Genomic DNA, 17,101 nt, shown 5'->3' with positions numbered 1-17,101 from the left:
GCAGCCCCCCTTCGGTGTACGACATCGGCCAGAGCGCTGGCTGCGCGGGCGGCTCCGTCGCCGGGGCCCATTGGGACCAGCGGTCCCCACCGTGGGCGTATGCCTGTTCGAGGAGCGCGGCCCAGTGCTCGGCGTCCGGCCACCGGGGCGCGACGACGGCCAGGCGGCCGCGGGTGAGGGCGCGCCCGGTGGCCGCCTGCTCGCCGAACGGGCGCTCCTGCGGCACCACCACCGCCGGGCGGCGGGCCGCGGCGCATTCGGCGACGGCGTTCTGGCCCGCATGGGTGACCACGACGTCCGCCGCACAGAGCACGGGCCAGGGGTCCGCCTCCCACCGCCCGTCGGGACCCCCGAGGGCCGTCCACCGCCAACCGGGGCTGGCGGCCCGCGCCGCGGCGATCTCGGCGGTGGAGACATCGCGCCCGCCCGACCCCATCAGCAGGAGCACCCGCCGTGTCCGGTCCGCCCGCGCCTCCCCCGGTGCGGCGGAGCGGCCATCGAACCGGGAGAACGCCCCCGTGTGCACGGTCTTCGCCCGCCAGTGCCGCGGCCACCCGGGTTCCGGCAGTGTCGCGGGCCACGGGGCGAGAAGCACCTCGGCCAGGTCGTAGGCGGTCCGGTGCGGCGCGTCCGTGCGCTCGCCCCGCATGGCCGCGACCGCGGTCGGTGTCCCCAGCAGCCTTGCCAGCAGGGCGACTTCGACGGAGACGTCGGACACCAGGAGCGCCGGTGACGTCGCCGCGATCCATTCGGCGATCCGTGCCATACGTCCTCGAAGTCCCCCGTGCAGGACCGGTGCCCAGTGCAGCCGCCCACCGGCGGTCACATCACCGAACGTGTCCGGATCGCCGTCGTCGTCCCTGGGCAGGCTCACCCAGGGGCCGGGCCAGCCTTCGGGGGCCTGGAGCGAGGAGAGCCCGGTCACCGGGAACGGGGCGTGGGCCGCGATGGACCGGGCGCGATGGAGATGCCCGCTACCGTGATGGTGTACGTAGTAGCCGATCATGCCGCCACCGACCCATAGAAGCGTTCGTAGCTGCGGGTCATGGCGTCCATGGAGCAGAAGGCTTCCGCGTGCCGTCGGGCGTCGGCCCGGGAGAGGGCGATCGTGGGCTCGAAGGCTTTCGCGAGCGCCACGGTGTCGCCGGGCGGTACCAGGCGGCCGCATGCGCGCGTGACGACTTCCGGAAGTGCACCCCGGGCGAAACCGCAGACCGGTGTGGAGCAGGCCAACGCCTCCGCCACCACCAGGCCGTACGGCTCGTCCCAGCAGGGCGTGACGAGGGCCGCGGCCGAGGACCCGACCAGCTCGCACAGATCCGGCTGGTGGAGGTGGCCCTCGTAGGTGATGGTGCGGCTGAGCCGGGGACGCACCAACGCCTCGAAGTAGTCGGCGTCGCCCACCGGCCCGGCGATCCGCAGCCCTCGGCCGGACAGCTCCGTTGCCGCGATCGCCAGGTGCGTGCCCTTCTCCGGGACGATCCGGCCCGACCAGACCAGGTTCTCCCCGCCGGGGCCGGGCGTCCAGCGCCGGGTGTCGACGCCGTTGTGCACAACGGTGGCCGAGGGCACGATGTGCCGCCAGGCGGCGGCGGTGTGGGCGCTGACCGCGCTGAAGTGCACCGGGCAGTGCGGCGCGACCTGGATGGCCGATTCGATCCAAGGGGTGGGCGGGGTGTGCAGCGTGGTGACGACCGGGACGGGAAGCGCGGAGGCCATGGCCACCGGCAGGTAGTTCAGACTGTTGTTGTGCACGAGGTCGAACCGTGACGGCTTGCGTGCCAGTTCGAGCATCAGCTGGAGATACGCGTGGTGCTCCTCCAGCCAGGGGACCGCCACCATGCTCGTGTCCCGGCAGGCGCTCTCGCTGATCCGGGCTGTACGGAACGGCATCTCGACCACGCCCAGCCCGGGATCGGAGCCGGGCCCGGCGAAGACGGTGATCTCGTGACCGCGGGCGCGCAGGGCCGTGGAGAGCGTCCAGGTGTGCGCTTCCAGACCACCGGCGAAGGGCTCGGCGATCGGGTGCCGCGCGGAGGCGATCAGCGCGATACGCAGGGGTGCCGTGGAGGGAGCGGCCTGCGGGGGACCGGTCACAGCAGGTCCGCGTAGAGCACCTCGTGGGCCCGGGCGATCCGGACCCGTTCGGCGCCGCGCTCCACCGGGTCGGCACGCGGGCCGGGACGCACTTCGTACGCCGTTCGCAGCGCGTCACGGAGGGAGGCCGCGTCCAGCCCCCGCCGGTCGTGTCCGTAGACGAAGCACGGGCGCTGCTGGGCATAGAACCCGCAGGACGGGGCGATGACGGCGGTGCCGAGGTCGAAGCACGCCTCCAGCCATCCGGAGTGGGTGCCGAACCGGTAGGGCAGGACGGAGACGTCCAGGCCGATCAGGTAGTCCCACAGCGCGTCGTCGTCGAAGTAGTCGTGCACACTGAGTTCCAGCCGCCCCTCACGACTCATCCCACCCAGTTCGTCCAGCACTCCGGGCGCGTACCAGTGGCTTTCCGGGTCGTCGACATCCGGGTGGCAGTCGACGCGGAGCACCGCGCCCGGGAGTTCGGCCACCGCGTCGGCGAGCACGCGGACCACGGGCAGGGGGTCCATGTTGGGGCGGATGCTCTTCGCGTGCAGGCCGACTCTGAACGTGTCGTGCCGGGGCCGGGGGCGCAGGAGCCCGTCGGGTTCCACGACGTGAGGGTGCGGCAGGACCGTGGCGCTGCGACCCCACCGTACGGCGATCTCCCGTGCAGCCCCGGGGTGAGCGTGATGAGCCGGTCCGCACCGGGGACGAGTACGTCGAGCTGCGCCCGGTGCTCGCCTTCGTCGTGGTGGTGGGGGTTGGCCAGGTCATGGACGGTGTAGACCAGCGGCTTCCCGTTCCTGCGGAGCGCTGCGAGGAGGTCGTTCAGCGTCGAAGGGGTCTGTGCGTCGAAGCCGAAGTGGAGGTGGAAGACGTCGAAGGAGTCCGCGTGTTCGTCCACCCAACCGGGATCGAGCATGACCGGCGGCCACCACTGCTGGGAACCGACGGGCACGCCGCACGGACGGGGGTCGGCCAGCCGTGTCACGCGATCGCCCTCGGGCGGTGACAGATGGCGCACATAGACGTGGTTGGCCGGGACCGAGGCCACCCGAATGGTGTCGGCGGACTCGGACACCCGGCTGGGCCCTTGCGGCGCGGCCGCTTCTTCTCCGCGACGCGTGTCACGCGTTCGGAGCGGCGTTCCGCCCGGACGGTGGTGGGCCAATGGCTCGGCCACGATGAGCTCCCCAATCGGTCGTGCCCACATTCCCCTGGTCCGTGCTCGGCAGGGGGCCATGCTTCGCACCGTACGACGGTGTCTTCGTCGGTGCGATTCGCGTTACCCCACTCGGCGACCCGGAGACGGCCGACCGGGCCGGTGAGGTGGAGGGCCGGCGTACGCTCCGGAACGAGACCGACCTTTTGAGCACGTCGGTGGACCGGATCGCGAAGCCCTGGGGCAGCCGCAACCGCTCCCCGTGCGGACGCGACGAGCCCTGGCCCGTACGGGTCGACACCTCTCTCGCCGGGGGTACCGCACCGAAGGACGTCGAGCCGGTGGTCCCAGACCGCCTGGACCCTGCACTCCGACGGCGACGCGATGGACGTCACCGGCTGGGGCCCGGTGTCCAGGCAGCCGCTGTTGAGGACATCACCGCCGGGAGCGCGGAGAAGCCTTCCCTCACCCATCGGCTCGCACAACGAAGGGGACCCGCTCGACTGGGAACTCCCAACAAAATGAGATGAAGGATGGCCCCAGGCCGGGCGAGGATCGCTCGGTACTCGCCGACGAAAGGGCAGCTATGGGCGACAGTTCTCCGAGGGAGCTCATCTCGCTCGCTGATGACGAGGGCAACAGCGTCTCGGTCAACGTTCTGGGACGTAGCCCCAGGTGGACCGCCGGGCTCGACGCGGAGATCGTCGTCACGACGCCCTTCGTATCCGGCCGTATCGACCTGGCACTGTACGTCGCGAGGTTGGAGAGCTGGGCCGACGCACTGGACCGGCTTGACGCCGGCGAAGACGTGGCCTGGATGGAGATGAGCAGCGGGCCGTCCATCTTCATCCAGCTCACGGGCGAGCGTGACTGCCCGGAGGTGGTCGTGGAGGACGAGTCCGGGTCCATGGTCACCGTGCGGGTCCCGCTCGTCCCGCCGGACAACTGGATTGCTGACCACCGCCAGCGTCTGCGCCAGGTGATGGATCACTGGGTTCCGACGCTGTCAGGGTAGGGAGACAAGGCGCCGCCAGCAGATGAGGGCGCATCCGAGGGTCAGGAAGGCTTCGTGGATGTCGACGCGGATCTCCCAGCGGATCCGCAGGCGGCGGAACCAGTGCAGGTGGGCGAACCCACGCTCCACGAACCAGCGTTGCGACGATCCAGACGCCCAGGGGCAGGGGCAGGGGCCCCACCGGCTCACCTCCGCTCGCGCGGAGAGCACTCCGTGACCAGCTTCTGGACAACCGCCTCGGCCGGCTCACCTCCGCTCGAGCGGAGGTGAGCCGGAGAAGCTGGTCCCCGGGGTTCTCCTCGGGTTACCGGCCGCCGTGCCGTACACAGCGGCCCAGGGGCGTTGGTTCGGCAGATGGCACACGCCGTCGATCTCGCGGGGCGTCACGGTCTGGGTGAACTGGGGGACGTGAAATTGAGACCATCATCCAGATCGTCAATCCGTCGCTGCTCGACGACCTCCGCGAGCAGCAGAACACCGGGAGCCCTTCATGACCGACGCCTTGGTGGCCTTCCTCCGGGCCCGGCTCGACGAGCAGCTGGAGAAGGCACGCTTCGCAAGCAGCACGGTGGCTAAGGCCCCCGAGCGGTTCGGTGTAGATCCCGAGCCGGCCGCGGCGCATGCCCGGTTCTCCGTCGCCACCGCCGAGGTACACCTCGCACTCCTGGAGGACACCGTCATCCCGCACCTGGGAGCAGGTGGGGCAGCCGACCGGACTGCTGAGTACCAGCTGCGGCTCCTCGCCGCCCCCTACGTCGAGCACAAGGACTACCCGCACGACTAGCGCTCGACCGCCAAGTCCCCTGCCAAGGTGGTGACCTCGGCTACAGGTCACCGACGAAGTCGCCGCCTCCGCCGCTCACTCTCTCCCCCCCACGAGTTCCCGTGCTCTCCGCGCAAGCGGGGATGCTCCAGCCGCTGGATCAACGTGTCCTGGCGGTCGCTGGTGAGGACTTCGCTGCAGGCAAGCCGGGAGTGGTCGTCGGTGGAGTGGACGTAGGAGCAGCCGATCACCGGCGAGGCGGGCAGGCCCATGACCGGACCGTTGGGGGCCGGTCCGAGCTTGCGGTCCCGACTCAGCGGCAGACCTGCGCCTCGACTTCGGCGGATGTGCCCGATGCGGATACACCACCTCTCACATTCACTAGCCCCCCCGAGTCCCGAGCACAAGACAGGTGCGAATAGGGCAGTCGGCGTAGCGGCCGCCCGTGGAAGCGCGGCCAGCCCGACTTTGGCTTTCCCCAGGTCAGCGCACTCGTCCGCGTGGCTTCAGCGGGGTCGTGGGCAGTTCCGGGGCGGACAGGCGGGCGCCGTCGTAGCCCTGCACCTCGCCGAACCGAGAGCCCTCCTCCCAGTCGTTTCGCGCCTGTACGATCTCCTCGCCGGATCGGCCGATGAAGTTCCAGAACATCACCAGCTCCTCCTCGAACGGCTCGCCCCCCAGAAGCATCAGCCCCGCGTCGGAGAGGGCACGCAGGGGGAGTTCGGTACGTCCGCAGCCGAGGTAGAGCATCGAGCCGGGCAGCACGGGCACGCCGTCGACCTCGGCCTCGCCCGACATGGACAGGACCGCGTACTCGAAGTCGCGATCCAGGGGCAGGCGGGTCTCGGCGCCGCCGGTCAGGGACAGGTCGGCGCCGACGATCGGCGTGTACGTCGTACCGGGCGAGGCCGCCCCGTCCAGTTCGCCCAGGATGACGGTGGCGGACAGGCCGGCGGCCGTGACGACGGGCAGGTCCGCATGGTGCTGGAAGTGCGGCTCGACGTTGCGGTGGACGTCCGGAAGGGCCACCCAGAGCTGCGCCCCGTGCAGAAGCCGGGCATGTTCCTTCGGGCTCTCCTCGGAGTGGCTGATGGCGCGGCCCGAGGTCATCAGGGCGAGTTCGCGGGGGCGTACCGTCTGCAGACTGCCGAGGCTGTCCCGATGGAGCACCTCCCCTTCGTGAAGCCAGCTGACGGTCTGGAGCCCCATGTGCGGGTGCGGCGGGACCTGCATGCCCGGCTCGTCGGCGATGTCGTCGGGGCCGTAGTGGTCGACGAAGGCCCACGCCCCCACCATGCGCCGGCCGAGGTTGGGCAGCAGGCGGCGTACCTCGGTGGACCCGCCCAGCTGGACATGGCGGGGAGCCAGCAGCTCACGGACGGGCTCGGCGCCGACGAAACCCCGCCCGCCGCAGACGGAGGGAGTGGCCTGGCGATCGAGATTGCTCATGACGCTCAACCTATTCCGGCAGGGGCGCGGAGCGTCGGGCCCCACGCCAGAACTTTAGTGGAATGTTCAACCATTGTGCGGTGTTGTCATGGCTGAACGTACGGCGGGGCCGCCCGGGGACGGGCCGCACCACACGAAGGAGGACACGTGAGCGAGACCGAGACCTACTACGAGTTCGGCACCGCCGCCGACCGGTGGGACCGGGCGCGGATGTTCTTCGAGGCAAAGGAGTACCTGACGGCCGCGCGGATCCTGGGCGGACTCGTCGGGGAGGCGCCGGAGCAGGTCGCGCCGCGGCTGCTCCTGGCGCGCTCTTACTACCACTCCGCCCGGCTGGGCAAGGCGGAGGCGGAGCTGCGGAGGGTTCTGGAGCTCGACCCGGTGGAGACGTACGCGCACCTCATGCTGGGCCGGACGCTGGAACGCCAGGGGCGCGACGCCGACGCGGCGCCGCACCTGCGGATGGCCGCGGCCCTCACCGGTGACTTCGGCCCCGGAACCGACCGCTCCTGAGCCGCCGCCCCACGCCACCCGCCGGGCCGGGCCCCTCCGGTGCGGGCCCGGCCCGGCGCGGGGCCGTTCCAGTGCGGGCACGGCCTCCTTTACCCGTCGGTACGGGCGTCGGACAATGGGGTCTTCAGACCGAAGGGGTGGGGGATGAAGGGATCCAGCAGCGGCGCGTTACGCCGGGCGCGGTCGGCCGCGCTCATCGGGCTGGCGGTGGCGGTCTCGGCCGGCTGCTCCGGCGGTGACGACGGCGGGACGAAGGGGGATGTGACGGAACTGCGCGTTCGTGTGCCGGGGTCCACAGCTGGACCGACAAGCCGTGCGGCATCCTCACGGCCGCACCGCCCGCCGAAGGCTTCAGCCTCGGCAGCACCACCGACTCCGCCTCCCCCGAAGGCCGGGAAGACATCGGCGAGGACGGTGCCCGGCCGCGCTACCGGCAGACCGGCTGCCTCGCGGATCTCAAAGGCCCGGACGGCGCGTTCTGGAAGCTCAGCGCCACGGCCTCGGTGTACGAGGACCCCGAGCCCGCCCATCACGCGTACCGCGTCAAGGAGGACCTCGACCGCGCGCACGGGCGCGGGCCCGAGAAGGTGCACGACACCGCGTACGCGCTGTCGGCCGACGACGGCGGCCGCCCCGGCCGCACCCTCCTCCTGTGGAACGGCGACCTGGTGCTCACGGTGTCCGCGTACGCGCCGCACGGCAGTACGGAACACGAGGCGCGGGAGGACCTGGAACGGATCCTCGGCAACGTGGCCCGTCGCATGGAGGACGGCCTGCGCGACCACGACGCCCCCTCCCGCCCCCCACCCCTTGATGTCAGGGCCCCATAGCCGCCGGCTCGTGAGCCCCGGGCTGCCGGACCCAACGTCTCGGATCAGGCCTCCGGACGGGTGTTCGCCACCCGGTCGAGCCACTCCTTCATCAGCGCCGCCTCGGCGGTGCTCAGCCCCGCCCCGTGCTCCTTCCGCAGCAGGAAACTCAATCGGGCCGCCGCCGTGGGGACTTCGGCTTCCGCCGGGGCGCACGGCGATTGTTCCTGCGGCACTTCCGGCGTGACCACCGTGGCGTACAGCGCGTCACGCACGCGGTGGGACGTCGCCGTCGGGCGATTCCCATCGTTACCCCTCCGGACCCGCCCGGAGCCGCCCGGGCCCGTCCGTCCACGACAGAACCCGCCGGATGTTCCCCGGCGGGTTCTGTCGTACAGGTCAGCAGGTGCGCGAAGGCCGCACGTCAATCAGCGCGGGCTCAGCTCAGCGCACCCGCGGTGTGCGGCGCCGCCGCACGCGTGGCGGGCGTCAGGAGCCGTTCGGTGAGATAGCCGAAGACGAGGCCGAAGGTGCTCCACAGCGTCGCCTGGACCGCCAGCGTCGAGAGCCGGAACTCCCACAGCAGGGTCGCCGGGAAGCCCTTGCCCACCTCGTCGAAGGAGGGCAGGAAGGCGTAGGCGAGACCGATCAGCACGACGAATCCGGCGACGGCCGCGATGCTCGCGTTCCAGTTGCCCAGGCGGGGTGCGAGCCGCTTGCCGATGATGACGGCGGCGACGGCCAGCAGCACACTGAGGGCGACCATCAGGAAGAACAGGGTGGTGCGCTTGCCGATGGTGTCCGGGTTGCCGACGGCGGGCGGGTTCGCCGGGTACTTGAGGAACGGTACGACGTAGACCGTGAGCAGGGCGGCGCCCGCGACCAGCGCCGCGGTGGCCCGGGGGCCGAAGTCGCCGATGCGGCCCAGGGCGTAACAGAACACGAGGGCGGCGATCCCGCCCGCCGCGACGCCGAAGACGAGGACGCCGGTGGCGAGCCCGCCGGTGGCCTGCATGGTGCGGCTGACGAGCTCTTCGCCGCCGCCGTGGTCGTGACTGTGGGCCTCTTCGAGGGCGATGGCCGCGTCCACCTGGGACTCACCGAGGAAGTAGGCGACGACGAGCGCGAGCGCGCCCGCGACCAGGCCCGCGAGCATGCCGCGCACGAGCAGGGCTCTGACAGATATGGAGTTCACGATGGTTTCCTGATTTCTCTAGCTTGCCGCTGCCGGCCGCGTCCGCCGATTCCCCGGCGGGGCCGTTGTTCCTCAGGTGCCTCAGTGGCAGGGGAAGCCGAGCAGATGGCGGCCGTCGTGAACCCACTCGTGGACGCCTTCGCCCGAGATGAGTGCGGTGGCGCCCTGTTCGGCGCCGACGAAGTACAGCAGGACGAGCATGAGAATGCCGAAGAAGACCGCCCAAGGGGCAAGGGTCTTCGCCGAGACCGGAGTGATCCCGGACGCCCCGTCGCGGGAACGGCGGACTGAGCCATGGCAGAACCTCCTGTGGGAACACGCGTCCCTGTCGTGGTGCCTCGGACGAAGGTGGCGGGTCTGACTTCCCCGCCCGGAGGCGGGTTCACAGTGGCGCGACCGTGCCGGATTCTCACCGGACTTCCATCCCACCCTCGTCATGGTCGACGTGACCATACCGCCTGTCCGCGAGCACCGCCATGGTCCAATGTGCAGCGTCACGGCGGGCGGATTCCTTGGCGTGACAGGGCTGCGGGCCCCTGGTGCGGATGTGAGAGCAGGGACATGACAGTACGGGCGATATTGATCTCGCCGGCGATGAACGCCGCGCTGCGGGAGGCCCGTTTCGACGGCGACTCCCCTCTGGACCGTTCCGGCCGGGAACGTGCGCGTGCCGCCGCCGGCGCGGTGCCGGTGGCCGGGCTCGCGCTCAGCGGCCCCTCCGGCCGGTGCCGCGAAACCGCCGGGGCCCTCGGCCTGGCGGCCCGCACCGAACCGGCCCTGGCCGGCTGGGACCTGGCGGGCTGGGCCGGCCGCCGCCTCGACGAGGTGGCCGCCGCCGAACCCGCCGGGGTGGCCGCCTGGCTCGGCGACCCGTCAGCGGCTCCGCACGGCGGCGAGTCGCTGCGCGACCTGGTGACGAGGACCGGGGTGTGGCTGGACTCCCTCGGCGGACCGGACGCACCCGGCGCGAGCTTCCTGGCGGTGGCCGAGGCCGCGGTCGTCCGGGCTGCGGTCGTCCACGGGCTGCGGCTGCCGACGGAGGCGTTCTGGCGGCTGGACGTCGCGCCGCTGACGCTGACCGAACTCAGCGGGCGCTCCGGCCGGTGGAACGTGGCGCTCGGACGCCCCCTCACCGCTCCCCCGACCGGCTGACCGGCGCGGCCCGACCTCACTCGGCCGGCCGGCCGTCACATCCCTTCGCGTTCCCGCCAGTCGGGCCGGACCAGCACCGCCGTGGCGACGATGTCGTCCTCGATCCGCCAGCGCCCGTGCAGCGTCGTCGGCAGGGCCGGGTCGGTGAGCAGCAGGCGGGCGGCGAAGGTGCCCTCGGCGGCGACCGGGCCCGGGGACCCGTCGCCGCCTTGCGGAGTGTCCGTGCGATGGATAGTCAGATCCGCCTCGACGAAGTCGAGTTCCACGCCGGTGACCGGATACCAGGTCTTGAAGACGCTCTCCTTGGCGCTGAACAGGATGCGGTCCCAGTGGATCTCGCCCGTGCCCTCCGGCGCGGGCGGACCGATCCGCTCGCGTTCGGCGGGCAGGGTCACCAACTCCCTCACGCCGGGGGGAAGCGGGCCGTGCGGCTCAGCGTCGATGCCGAGCGACAGGACGTCGGTCGCACGGGCCAGCGCGGCCGCCCGGTAGCCGGTGCAGTGGGTGAGGGTGCCGACAATTCCCTCGGGCCACAGAGGCCTCCCCCGGTGACCGTGCAGTACGGGCACGGGTGGCAGGCCGAATCCCGCCATGGCGCGCCGGGCGCAGGCGCGGGCCGTCGCGAAATCGTTCCTGCGTTTGGGCACGCTGCGGGCGATCAGCGCCTCCTCCTCCGGGAAGAGGGTTCCGTCCGGAACGGTCTCCGCGCGGGTGGCCGCCGAGGAGACGTCGGCGGGCAGCAGCAGCTCGATCACGATGCGCCTCCGGTGGTGCGCGGCTGTGCGGACGGTCCGGTCCCGGCCCCCTCCGGCGGGGCGGGCTCACCCTCGTACGGGAGGATCTGCCGCAGCAGGCCGCGCGGGTGCCCCCGCTTGCGCCACTCCCGGGGGTAGCCGATGGAGACCTCCTCGAAGCGCACCCCGTCGTACCAGGTCGTACGAGGGATGTGGAGGTGGCCGTAGACGACGGCGCTGACGTTGAAGCGGCGGTGCCAGTCGGCGGTCAGTTCGGTGCCGCACCACTGGGCGAACTCCGGGTACCACATCACCGACGTGGGTTCGCGGACGAGCGGCCAGTGCCCGGCGAGGACGAGGGGTATCCGCCGGTCGTGCTCCTCGAGCCGGCGGGCGGTCTCGGCAACGCGGGCGCGGCACCAGTCCTCCCGGGTCGGGTAGGGGTCGGGGTGCAGGAGGTACTCGTCGTTGCAGACGATGCCGCTTTCGTGCGCGACGGCGAGCGACTGCTCCTTCGTGTGCGTTCCCGGGGCGCGGAAGGTGTAGTCGTACAGGAGGAAGAGCGGCGCGATCGCCACCGGTCCGTCGGGGCCCGGCCAGAGCGGGAAGGGGTCCTCCGGAGTCGTCACCCCGAGCTCCCGGCACAGCGCGACGAGGTGGTCGTAGCGGGCCTGGCCGCGCAGCTGGACCGGGTCCTTGGCCACGGTCCAGAGCTCGTGGTTGCCGGGGGTCCAGATGACCTGGGCGAAGCGTTCCGCGAGGAGCCCGAGCGCCCACCGGATCTCCTCGGGCCGCTCCGCGACGTCGCCCGCGACGATCAGCCAGTCGTCCGCGGACGTCGGATGGAGGGACTCGACGATCGGCCGGTTGTCGGTCACCGCCGCGTGCAGGTCGCTCACGGCCAGCAGACGGCCCTCGCCCCGCTGTCGGGGTCCGTCGCCGGGGGACGGTACGGCGGCGGGGGCACCGTGCGGTGCCGGGTCGCTCGGAGGATTCATGGGCACGGAAATCCTGATCTCTCGGCAGTCGTCCGGCTCCGTCCGCACGGTGAGGAGCCCCTGGGTACGTAGCCTCTCACGCTCCCCTCCCCCGCCTCCCGGGGGTTTTCGGGTTCGGCCGTGTCGGCGGCCGCGCCTGGCGCCGGCGCGGCAGCGGCTCCGTCAGTCGTCTTGTGTGCGGCGGGAGTTCAGTTCGTTCACCGCTCCGAGCGCGTCGCCGATCGTGGTGTAGTCGACGGCGATGAAAGTGACCGGGCTGCCGCGCTCCGCCTCGCAGGCCCGGGCCCGTTCCAGGACCCACTCGCGGGCGTTGACACGACCGGCGTCCAGGCGGCTGCCGCCGGCGTTCGTGATGAAGTGGTTGAGCAGGAAGAGCTGTTTCCCGGTGCCGCCCCGGTGGGGTGCGCAGGTCATCTCGGAGGGACTCCGAAAGGCGAACGGGGTCTCCATGCCGTACCGGTAGAAGTTGCGGTACCAGGGGGCCGGGCCGTCGGCCTTCTCGGCGAACACCACCAGCCTGCGGCCGCTGTCGATCATCTCCTCCAGGGTGGGCCACGGGGCGTCCGGGTCCGCGTCGGGGGTGTGCAGGAGGTCGTCCAGGCCGGCCGCGTGGAACGCCTCCTCGGTGTCCTCGGGGCTGATGTCGTCCTGGACGATGAGCGTCACGATCTCGGTGGGGTGGGCGCGCAGCCAGTCGCGGATGTCCTCCAGGGCCGGGACCAGCTCGATGGCCCCGGCGCGGCAGACGCCGTGACAGAGCCACAGGCCCTCGCGCGGTGGGTTGGCCTTGTCGATGGCGCCGGTGATCAGCCGCCGCTGCTCGGAGGTGAACTCGGGGGAATCGAGCCGTGCGGCGATGTCCTCGGGGCTCTCCCAGCGGTACGTGTCGAGCTGGAGGGCCCGGACCCCCGCGTTGAGCTGCGTGGTGATGTCGGGGTCCTGGAGCGGGCCGATGAACCGGTCGGCGGTGGTGGACATGGCGTTGTGCGAGGTGAGGTAGGCGGCCTCGTCGTAGCGCAGGTCGCACAGGCGGCTGCTGCCCAGGCACTGGCGGGGTGCGGACGGGCCGAACACGGGTGGCACGACCAGGACGCCGGCCAGTGCGGCACAGGCCACGCCCGCCGCCGTCGTCCGCACGGCCGTCGGGGTCGGCGTCGGCATCCGGTCGGGGCGCACCAGCAGCGCCCAGCCCGCGCCCGTGAGGAGTACGCCGCCGACGAGGGCCGTGAGGGCGGCGCCGAGACCCGTGGCCACCGCCTGGTTCACGGCGTTGCGCTGGAGATCGTCGACGAGGGAGGTGACGCTCGGGGCCCACGAGTCCGGTGTGTCGAGAAGGCGTCCGCCGGTGACCGGCCGGGCCAGGAGCACGGCCGCGCCGGTCAGGACACCCCCGCAGGCGAGCGCCTGACCGAGCCGCATCAGCTTGTGGGCCGGGGCGGCGGGGCCGGTGAACCAGAGCGTCACGAGGGCGGCGAGCGCGAGGGTGAGGGCGAGGACCTGGAGCAGCGTCAGGAACCTGATGGTGTCGCGCGCCTGTTCCAGAGCGGTGAGGTCGGCCCCGGCGGCGGTCAGGGCGCCGGTGAGGTCCCACGTACCCTCCTGGAGGGTGGTACGGAGGTCCGCGGCGGCGCCGCGCGAGCCGTCGGAGAGCGCGGCGGCGGTTGCGGCCAGCGCGGTCGCCACGTCCCCCTCGCCCAGCGCCACCTCGATCTCGGCGCGCAGCGCCGTCCGCTGCCGCTCCGGTACGGCCGTGAGGAGGACGTCGGCGGCGCGGTCGGCCTGGTCCTCGGTGAGCGGCAGCCTGGGCAGCTCCGGGGCCCGGCCCTCCTTGAGGTCGTCGAGCCCCGCGGCCAGGTCGGCGGTGAACCGTTCGAAGTCGGGCTGGTCCCGGCCCTGGACATGGGCCACCAGGTCGCCGAAGTAGACGCGTGCGAGATCGGCGAGGTTCTCCAGCACCGGGGCCAGGTCGACGGTCAGCCGGAGCTCGTCGCGGTCGCCGCGCAGATAGCCGGTCACCGCGGCGATCTGCTGGTCGGTGAGGGCCCGGACCGTGGCGGGCGGCAGCACGACCTTGATGTTCGACGTCACCAGCGCCTCGGGCACGGGCAGATGGGCGAGGAGTTCGCGGGTGACGGGTGAGATCTCCGGGTCGACGAGCACCTCGCTGTAGAGGCGGTCGTAGGCCGACTCCTCGTCCAGCACCGCCTGGTAGAAGCCGGGCGAGACGACCGTGGAGCGGACGGTCGCGGTGAGCGCGACCGTGCTCACGCACAGCACGGCCAGCAGGAAGGCGAGCACCGGCACGAGGCGGCCGGACCGGCGCGGGGACGTGGGGCCCCGCACGGGCCCGAGCGGCTTCGCGATCGGTTCGGCGCTCACCCACCCAGCCTATGCGGAATATCAGCTTTTATGCATGAATGATGAGACCTGAGGAGCTGAGGAGCCCGCCGTGCACTCCGTCCACCTGGCCGTGCTGATGACGAGTCACGACCACCGCGCGCGGACGCTGTACGCCCTGCGCGCCCTGGAGGAGCAGCGCGGTCTCCCCGCCGGGACGACGCTGGGCGTGCATCTCGTGGACACCGGCAGCACCGACGGTACGCCGGAGGCGGTGCGGCTGCGTCATCCTGCGGTGGAGGTCATGTCGGTGGGCGCCGACGTCTCCCGCAACCAGGCGCTGCGCATCGCGAGCCGGAACAGCCGCAGTGGCGGCGGGGGCGGCGGCCCGCTCGGCGGCGTCCCGGGCGGGCCGAGCCACGCGTGGACGCATCAGCTGTGGCTCGACGACGGCGTGGAGCTGTTCCGGGACGCCCTCGCGACGTTGTTGCGCACCTCGGACGCGGCCGGTTCCGACGCGGTCGTCGTCGGCGCGGTGCGCAACGCGTACGGGGACACGGTGTACTCCGGACGGCGGGGCCGGTCCCTGACGCTCGTGGAGCCGGGCGCGCACCGGCCCGAGCGCTGCGACACGTACGACGGGCGGGTTGTTCTGGTGCCCCGTGCCGTGTACGAGGTCGTCGGCGATCCCGACAAGGTCTTCCGTCATCGGATGGGCGATTACGACCACGGCCGGCGCGCGCGGCGGGCCGGGGCAGTCGCGCTGGTCGCTCCGGGCCACGTCGGCGAGTGCGTGGAGGGGCCGGCGGCTCCCGGCAGCCGGGAGCCGGGCATCGGCGTCCGGGAGGCGCTGCGCCGGGTGACCTCCGTGCGGGAACTGCCGCCGCGCCAGTGGTGGGTGTACTGCCTGCGGCACACCTGGCCGTGGGCTCCGTATCTGATGGTCTCCCCGTACGCGCGCACCGCGGCCCGCGCCACGCTCGGGCGGCTGCGGGGGTGATCGCGGACCGGTCGGTGTCAGCCCCGCTCGGCCGCGGCCGTGGCGGCTTCGGCGGGGCGGCCGTTGGGCGGGGGCGGCACGGTGGGGCGCCCCGCGGCGGTCCTCGCGGTGGCGGCGGGCGCGCCCCGGCCGGGAGCCGAGCCCTTGGCGCCGGTCGCGGGGGCCGCGGCGGGGATCGCGGCACCGGTGGTGGGCGTTTCGGCGCGTCGGGCGGTGTTCGTACGGACCTGGTTCGCGCGGGGCGTGGCGCTACGGGACGGAGCCGCGCCGGACGGGGCCCTGCGGGAGGAGCCGGTACGGGTCGGCTGCGTGCGGGGCGGGGCGTACGCCGGGATCCTCAGCAGGGCGTACACGGCGGCGACCGTCCCGGCCAGCGGGAGGAGGAGGAACGCCGGGTGCAGCAGGCGCGCGTACACGAGGGCCCCGGCGGCCACGGGCGCCGCCGCCCACACAGCGGTCAGGACCGCGGCGCCCGGCACGGTGACGCGGACCCGGCGCAGCCGGTGCGCGATGTGGTCGTCCGTGTCGCGCAGCGGGGAACGCGCCGCGCGGCGGCGGGAGATCAGGACCAGGGCGCTGTCGGCGAGTGCCACCGTGGCCAGGGCCGGGAGCGCCGCCCACGCGGCGCGGCCGGGCGGGGCGGCCGCCAGGATCAGCGCGCCGGAGGCCGCCAGGGCGAATCCGGTGAACTGCGCACCGGCCGCGCCGAGCCGGAGGCGCGCGGGGTACCAGTTATGGAGGAGGAAGCCGGCGAGGCCCGCCACCAGGGTCGCCGGAAGCAGCGCGAGAGCGGGGTCCCCGCCGGCGAGGGCGCACGTGAGGAGTCCGGCGGCGGTGACCAGTCCGACGGCGGTGAGCAGCCCGTCGGCGTGGTCGAGCAGGGCGAAGGCGTTGGTGACGGCGACGATCCAGAGCACGGCCAGGACGCCCGCCGCCGGTGAGAGCCCGGCCAGGCAGACGACGAGGACCGCGGCGGCGGTCTGGACGGCGAGGCGCAGGGCGGCCCACAGCGGCTTCAGGTCGTGGACGAGACCGAGGGCCGCCACGAGTCCCGCCCCGGCGAGCAGCCCTGCGACGGAGCCCGCCGCGTCGTCCGCCGCGCCGAGCGACAGGGCCGCGCCGGTCGCCGTGCCGACGCCGAGCACGGCCGTCGCGCCGCCCGTCCTGCGCAGCGCCTCGGCCCGTGGCGCACGCCCGCCCGGTTCGTCCGGGACGCGGGGGCGGAGCGCCATGCGGCGGACACTCTTGGCGAGTGCGACCGTGATGAACAGCGCGGCCACACCGGAGGCGATGATCCCCAGCACGTTCACCTGCCCTGCCTTTCCTCGTTCATGACCTGCGGCGCGGGTGCCGGGCGGCCGACGGAACCGCGGCCGCCCGGTCCCCAACCTACGGGCCGATGCCCGGATTCACCCTAAATAACACGAAAAGGACGATGTATTGTTCTTTCGCTCGCTTGCGGGGTGACACGCGTCGGCAGGCCGGTGGACCTCAAGAGACGTCGGCACAGCACGAGTTGAGAGGGGCGGGGACGGAGGGGCCGTCAGCCGCCGGGGCGCCGTTCGGCGTTGCGCTCGGCGGTGGCGTGCCACCAGAGCGGCGGTGAGGGCGCGGTGAACACGGAGGTGGGCTGGTCGGGGTGCAGACCCAGGGCGTGCAGCGCGGTGGCGTCGACTGGACGGTGTACCAGCCGCGCCAGTGACCGTCCGCGCCGATGCCGCAGGCGAGATCGCAGCGGATCCGCTCCCCGGCGAAGGGCATCCAGTCGATGCCGCGGTCACGCAGTCAAGCGCGCAGCGCCGCCGCGGGCCGCGGGCAGCCCGGCAGGTTCTCGTACGCCACGACGGTCACCCACGCGGCGCCCGGCCCGTTCCCCGTCTCCTCCGTGTTCTCCG

Annotated in this window: 15 protein-coding genes, 4 pseudogenes and 1 riboswitch; of the genes and pseudogenes, 7 read left to right on the top strand and 12 right to left on the bottom strand. The window is 72.7% G+C overall.

Annotation, left to right across the window (positions count from 1 at the left end; all coding sequences use genetic code 11):
* Positions 1 to 247: 247 nt before the first annotated feature.
* From CCZ36_RS37065 to CCZ36_RS35145, 3 genes and pseudogenes are all read right to left on the bottom strand, one after another.
* Positions 248 to 436 (bottom strand): annotated as a pseudogene (locus CCZ36_RS37065) (glycosyltransferase); the annotation flags it as partial.
* A gap of 566 nt (positions 437 to 1,002) precedes the next feature.
* Positions 1,003 to 2,097: a glycosyltransferase family 4 protein gene (locus CCZ36_RS32380; protein WP_237302777.1), complete on the bottom strand. Its 1,095-nt coding sequence runs from the start codon at positions 2,095 to 2,097 to the stop codon at positions 1,003 to 1,005.
* Complete coding sequence (locus tag CCZ36_RS35145; protein WP_206515784.1) at positions 2,094 to 2,690, bottom strand: hypothetical protein; 597 nt, start codon at positions 2,688 to 2,690, stop codon at positions 2,094 to 2,096. The genes CCZ36_RS32380 and CCZ36_RS35145 overlap by 4 nt, the downstream gene beginning before the upstream one ends.
* A gap of 56 nt (positions 2,691 to 2,746) precedes the next feature.
* Here CCZ36_RS35145 and CCZ36_RS35140 point away from each other — a divergent pair, with 56 nt between their 5' ends.
* Positions 2,747 to 3,091, top strand: coding sequence for a hypothetical protein (locus tag CCZ36_RS35140; protein WP_206515783.1), 345 nt, complete (start codon positions 2,747 to 2,749; stop codon positions 3,089 to 3,091).
* 676 nt (positions 3,092 to 3,767) lie between these two features.
* The gene (locus CCZ36_RS32365) at positions 3,768 to 4,256 is read left to right on the top strand and encodes a DUF5959 family protein (RefSeq protein WP_128819174.1); all 489 of its coding nucleotides are present in this window, start codon (positions 3,768 to 3,770) and stop codon (positions 4,254 to 4,256) included.
* Here the strand turns inward: CCZ36_RS32365 and CCZ36_RS32360 are convergent.
* Positions 4,248 to 4,394 (bottom strand): annotated as a pseudogene (locus tag CCZ36_RS32360) (IS5/IS1182 family transposase); the annotation flags it as partial. The gene CCZ36_RS32365 and the pseudogene CCZ36_RS32360 overlap by 9 nt on opposite strands.
* Positions 4,395 to 4,746: 352 nt before the next feature.
* On the opposite strand from CCZ36_RS32360, the gene CCZ36_RS32355 reads away from it, so the two are divergent.
* Positions 4,747 to 5,040: a DUF6221 family protein gene (locus CCZ36_RS32355; protein ID WP_069739331.1), complete on the top strand. Its 294-nt coding sequence runs from the start codon at positions 4,747 to 4,749 to the stop codon at positions 5,038 to 5,040.
* Positions 5,041 to 5,502: 462 nt separating this feature from the next.
* Here the strand turns inward: CCZ36_RS32355 and CCZ36_RS32345 are convergent, their stop codons facing one another.
* Positions 5,503 to 6,468: a pirin family protein gene (locus CCZ36_RS32345; protein WP_128819172.1), complete on the bottom strand. Its 966-nt coding sequence runs from the start codon at positions 6,466 to 6,468 to the stop codon at positions 5,503 to 5,505.
* A gap of 147 nt (positions 6,469 to 6,615) precedes the next feature.
* On the opposite strand from CCZ36_RS32345, the gene CCZ36_RS32340 reads away from it, so the two are divergent.
* Both CCZ36_RS32340 and CCZ36_RS36140 read left to right on the top strand, forming a co-directional pair.
* Entirely contained in the window at positions 6,616 to 6,981 is a 366-nt protein-coding gene (locus tag CCZ36_RS32340; protein WP_069739329.1) for a tetratricopeptide repeat protein, read from the top strand.
* Positions 6,982 to 7,484: 503 nt separating this feature from the next.
* Positions 7,485 to 7,811: a hypothetical protein gene (locus CCZ36_RS36140; protein ID WP_237302776.1), complete on the top strand. Its 327-nt coding sequence runs from the start codon at positions 7,485 to 7,487 to the stop codon at positions 7,809 to 7,811.
* A gap of 44 nt (positions 7,812 to 7,855) precedes the next feature.
* Here CCZ36_RS36140 and CCZ36_RS32330 read toward each other — a convergent pair.
* From CCZ36_RS32330 to CCZ36_RS32320, 3 genes and pseudogenes are all read right to left on the bottom strand, one after another.
* Positions 7,856 to 8,074, bottom strand: a pseudogene (locus tag CCZ36_RS32330) (TetR/AcrR family transcriptional regulator); the annotation flags it as partial.
* Positions 8,075 to 8,229: 155 nt separating this feature from the next.
* Positions 8,230 to 8,985 carry a CbtA family protein gene (locus tag CCZ36_RS32325; RefSeq protein ID WP_128819171.1) on the bottom strand — a complete coding sequence of 252 codons (756 nt, stop codon included), beginning with the start codon at positions 8,983 to 8,985 and terminating at the stop codon, positions 8,230 to 8,232.
* 81 nt (positions 8,986 to 9,066) lie between these two features.
* Positions 9,067 to 9,281, bottom strand: a pseudogene (locus CCZ36_RS32320) (CbtB domain-containing protein).
* A 45-nt stretch (positions 9,282 to 9,326) separates the two neighbouring features.
* Positions 9,327 to 9,421: riboswitch (adenosylcobalamin (AdoCbl) riboswitch) on the bottom strand.
* A gap of 125 nt (positions 9,422 to 9,546) precedes the next feature.
* On the opposite strand from CCZ36_RS32320, the gene CCZ36_RS32315 reads away from it, so the two are divergent.
* Positions 9,547 to 10,137: a histidine phosphatase family protein gene (locus tag CCZ36_RS32315; protein WP_128819169.1), complete on the top strand. Its 591-nt coding sequence runs from the start codon at positions 9,547 to 9,549 to the stop codon at positions 10,135 to 10,137.
* Between the two features lie 35 nt (positions 10,138 to 10,172).
* Here the strand turns inward: CCZ36_RS32315 and CCZ36_RS32310 are convergent, their stop codons facing one another.
* The 3 genes from CCZ36_RS32310 to CCZ36_RS32300 form a co-directional block, all read right to left on the bottom strand.
* Positions 10,173 to 10,892: a 4'-phosphopantetheinyl transferase family protein gene (locus CCZ36_RS32310; RefSeq protein WP_128819168.1), complete on the bottom strand. Its 720-nt coding sequence runs from the start codon at positions 10,890 to 10,892 to the stop codon at positions 10,173 to 10,175.
* Positions 10,889 to 11,869 (bottom strand): metallophosphoesterase family protein, encoded by a 981-nt coding sequence (locus CCZ36_RS32305; protein WP_069740692.1) that lies wholly within the window; start codon positions 11,867 to 11,869, stop codon positions 10,889 to 10,891. Before CCZ36_RS32305 ends, CCZ36_RS32310 begins: the two co-directional genes overlap by 4 nt.
* A gap of 162 nt (positions 11,870 to 12,031) precedes the next feature.
* Positions 12,032 to 14,248: a hypothetical protein gene (locus CCZ36_RS32300; protein ID WP_128819167.1), complete on the bottom strand. Its 2,217-nt coding sequence runs from the start codon at positions 14,246 to 14,248 to the stop codon at positions 12,032 to 12,034.
* A gap of 70 nt (positions 14,249 to 14,318) precedes the next feature.
* Between CCZ36_RS32300 and CCZ36_RS32295 the strand changes: the two genes are divergently transcribed.
* Positions 14,319 to 15,206 carry a glycosyltransferase family 2 protein gene (locus tag CCZ36_RS32295; protein WP_069744739.1) on the top strand — a complete coding sequence of 296 codons (888 nt, stop codon included), beginning with the start codon at positions 14,319 to 14,321 and terminating at the stop codon, positions 15,204 to 15,206.
* Positions 15,207 to 15,223: 17 nt separating this feature from the next.
* Here CCZ36_RS32295 and CCZ36_RS32290 read toward each other — a convergent pair whose 3' ends face one another.
* Positions 15,224 to 16,516 carry an MraY family glycosyltransferase gene (locus CCZ36_RS32290; protein ID WP_128819166.1) on the bottom strand — a complete coding sequence of 431 codons (1,293 nt, stop codon included), beginning with the start codon at positions 16,514 to 16,516 and terminating at the stop codon, positions 15,224 to 15,226.
* Positions 16,517 to 17,101 lie beyond the last annotated feature (585 nt).

Origin of the sequence: Streptomyces sp. S063 (assembly GCF_002832675.1) — a bacterium.
In the GTDB taxonomy this organism is placed as follows: Bacteria; Actinomycetota; Actinomycetes; order Streptomycetales; family Streptomycetaceae; genus Streptomyces; species Streptomyces sindenensis.
This window is presented reverse-complemented; position numbering and strand designations above follow the sequence as displayed.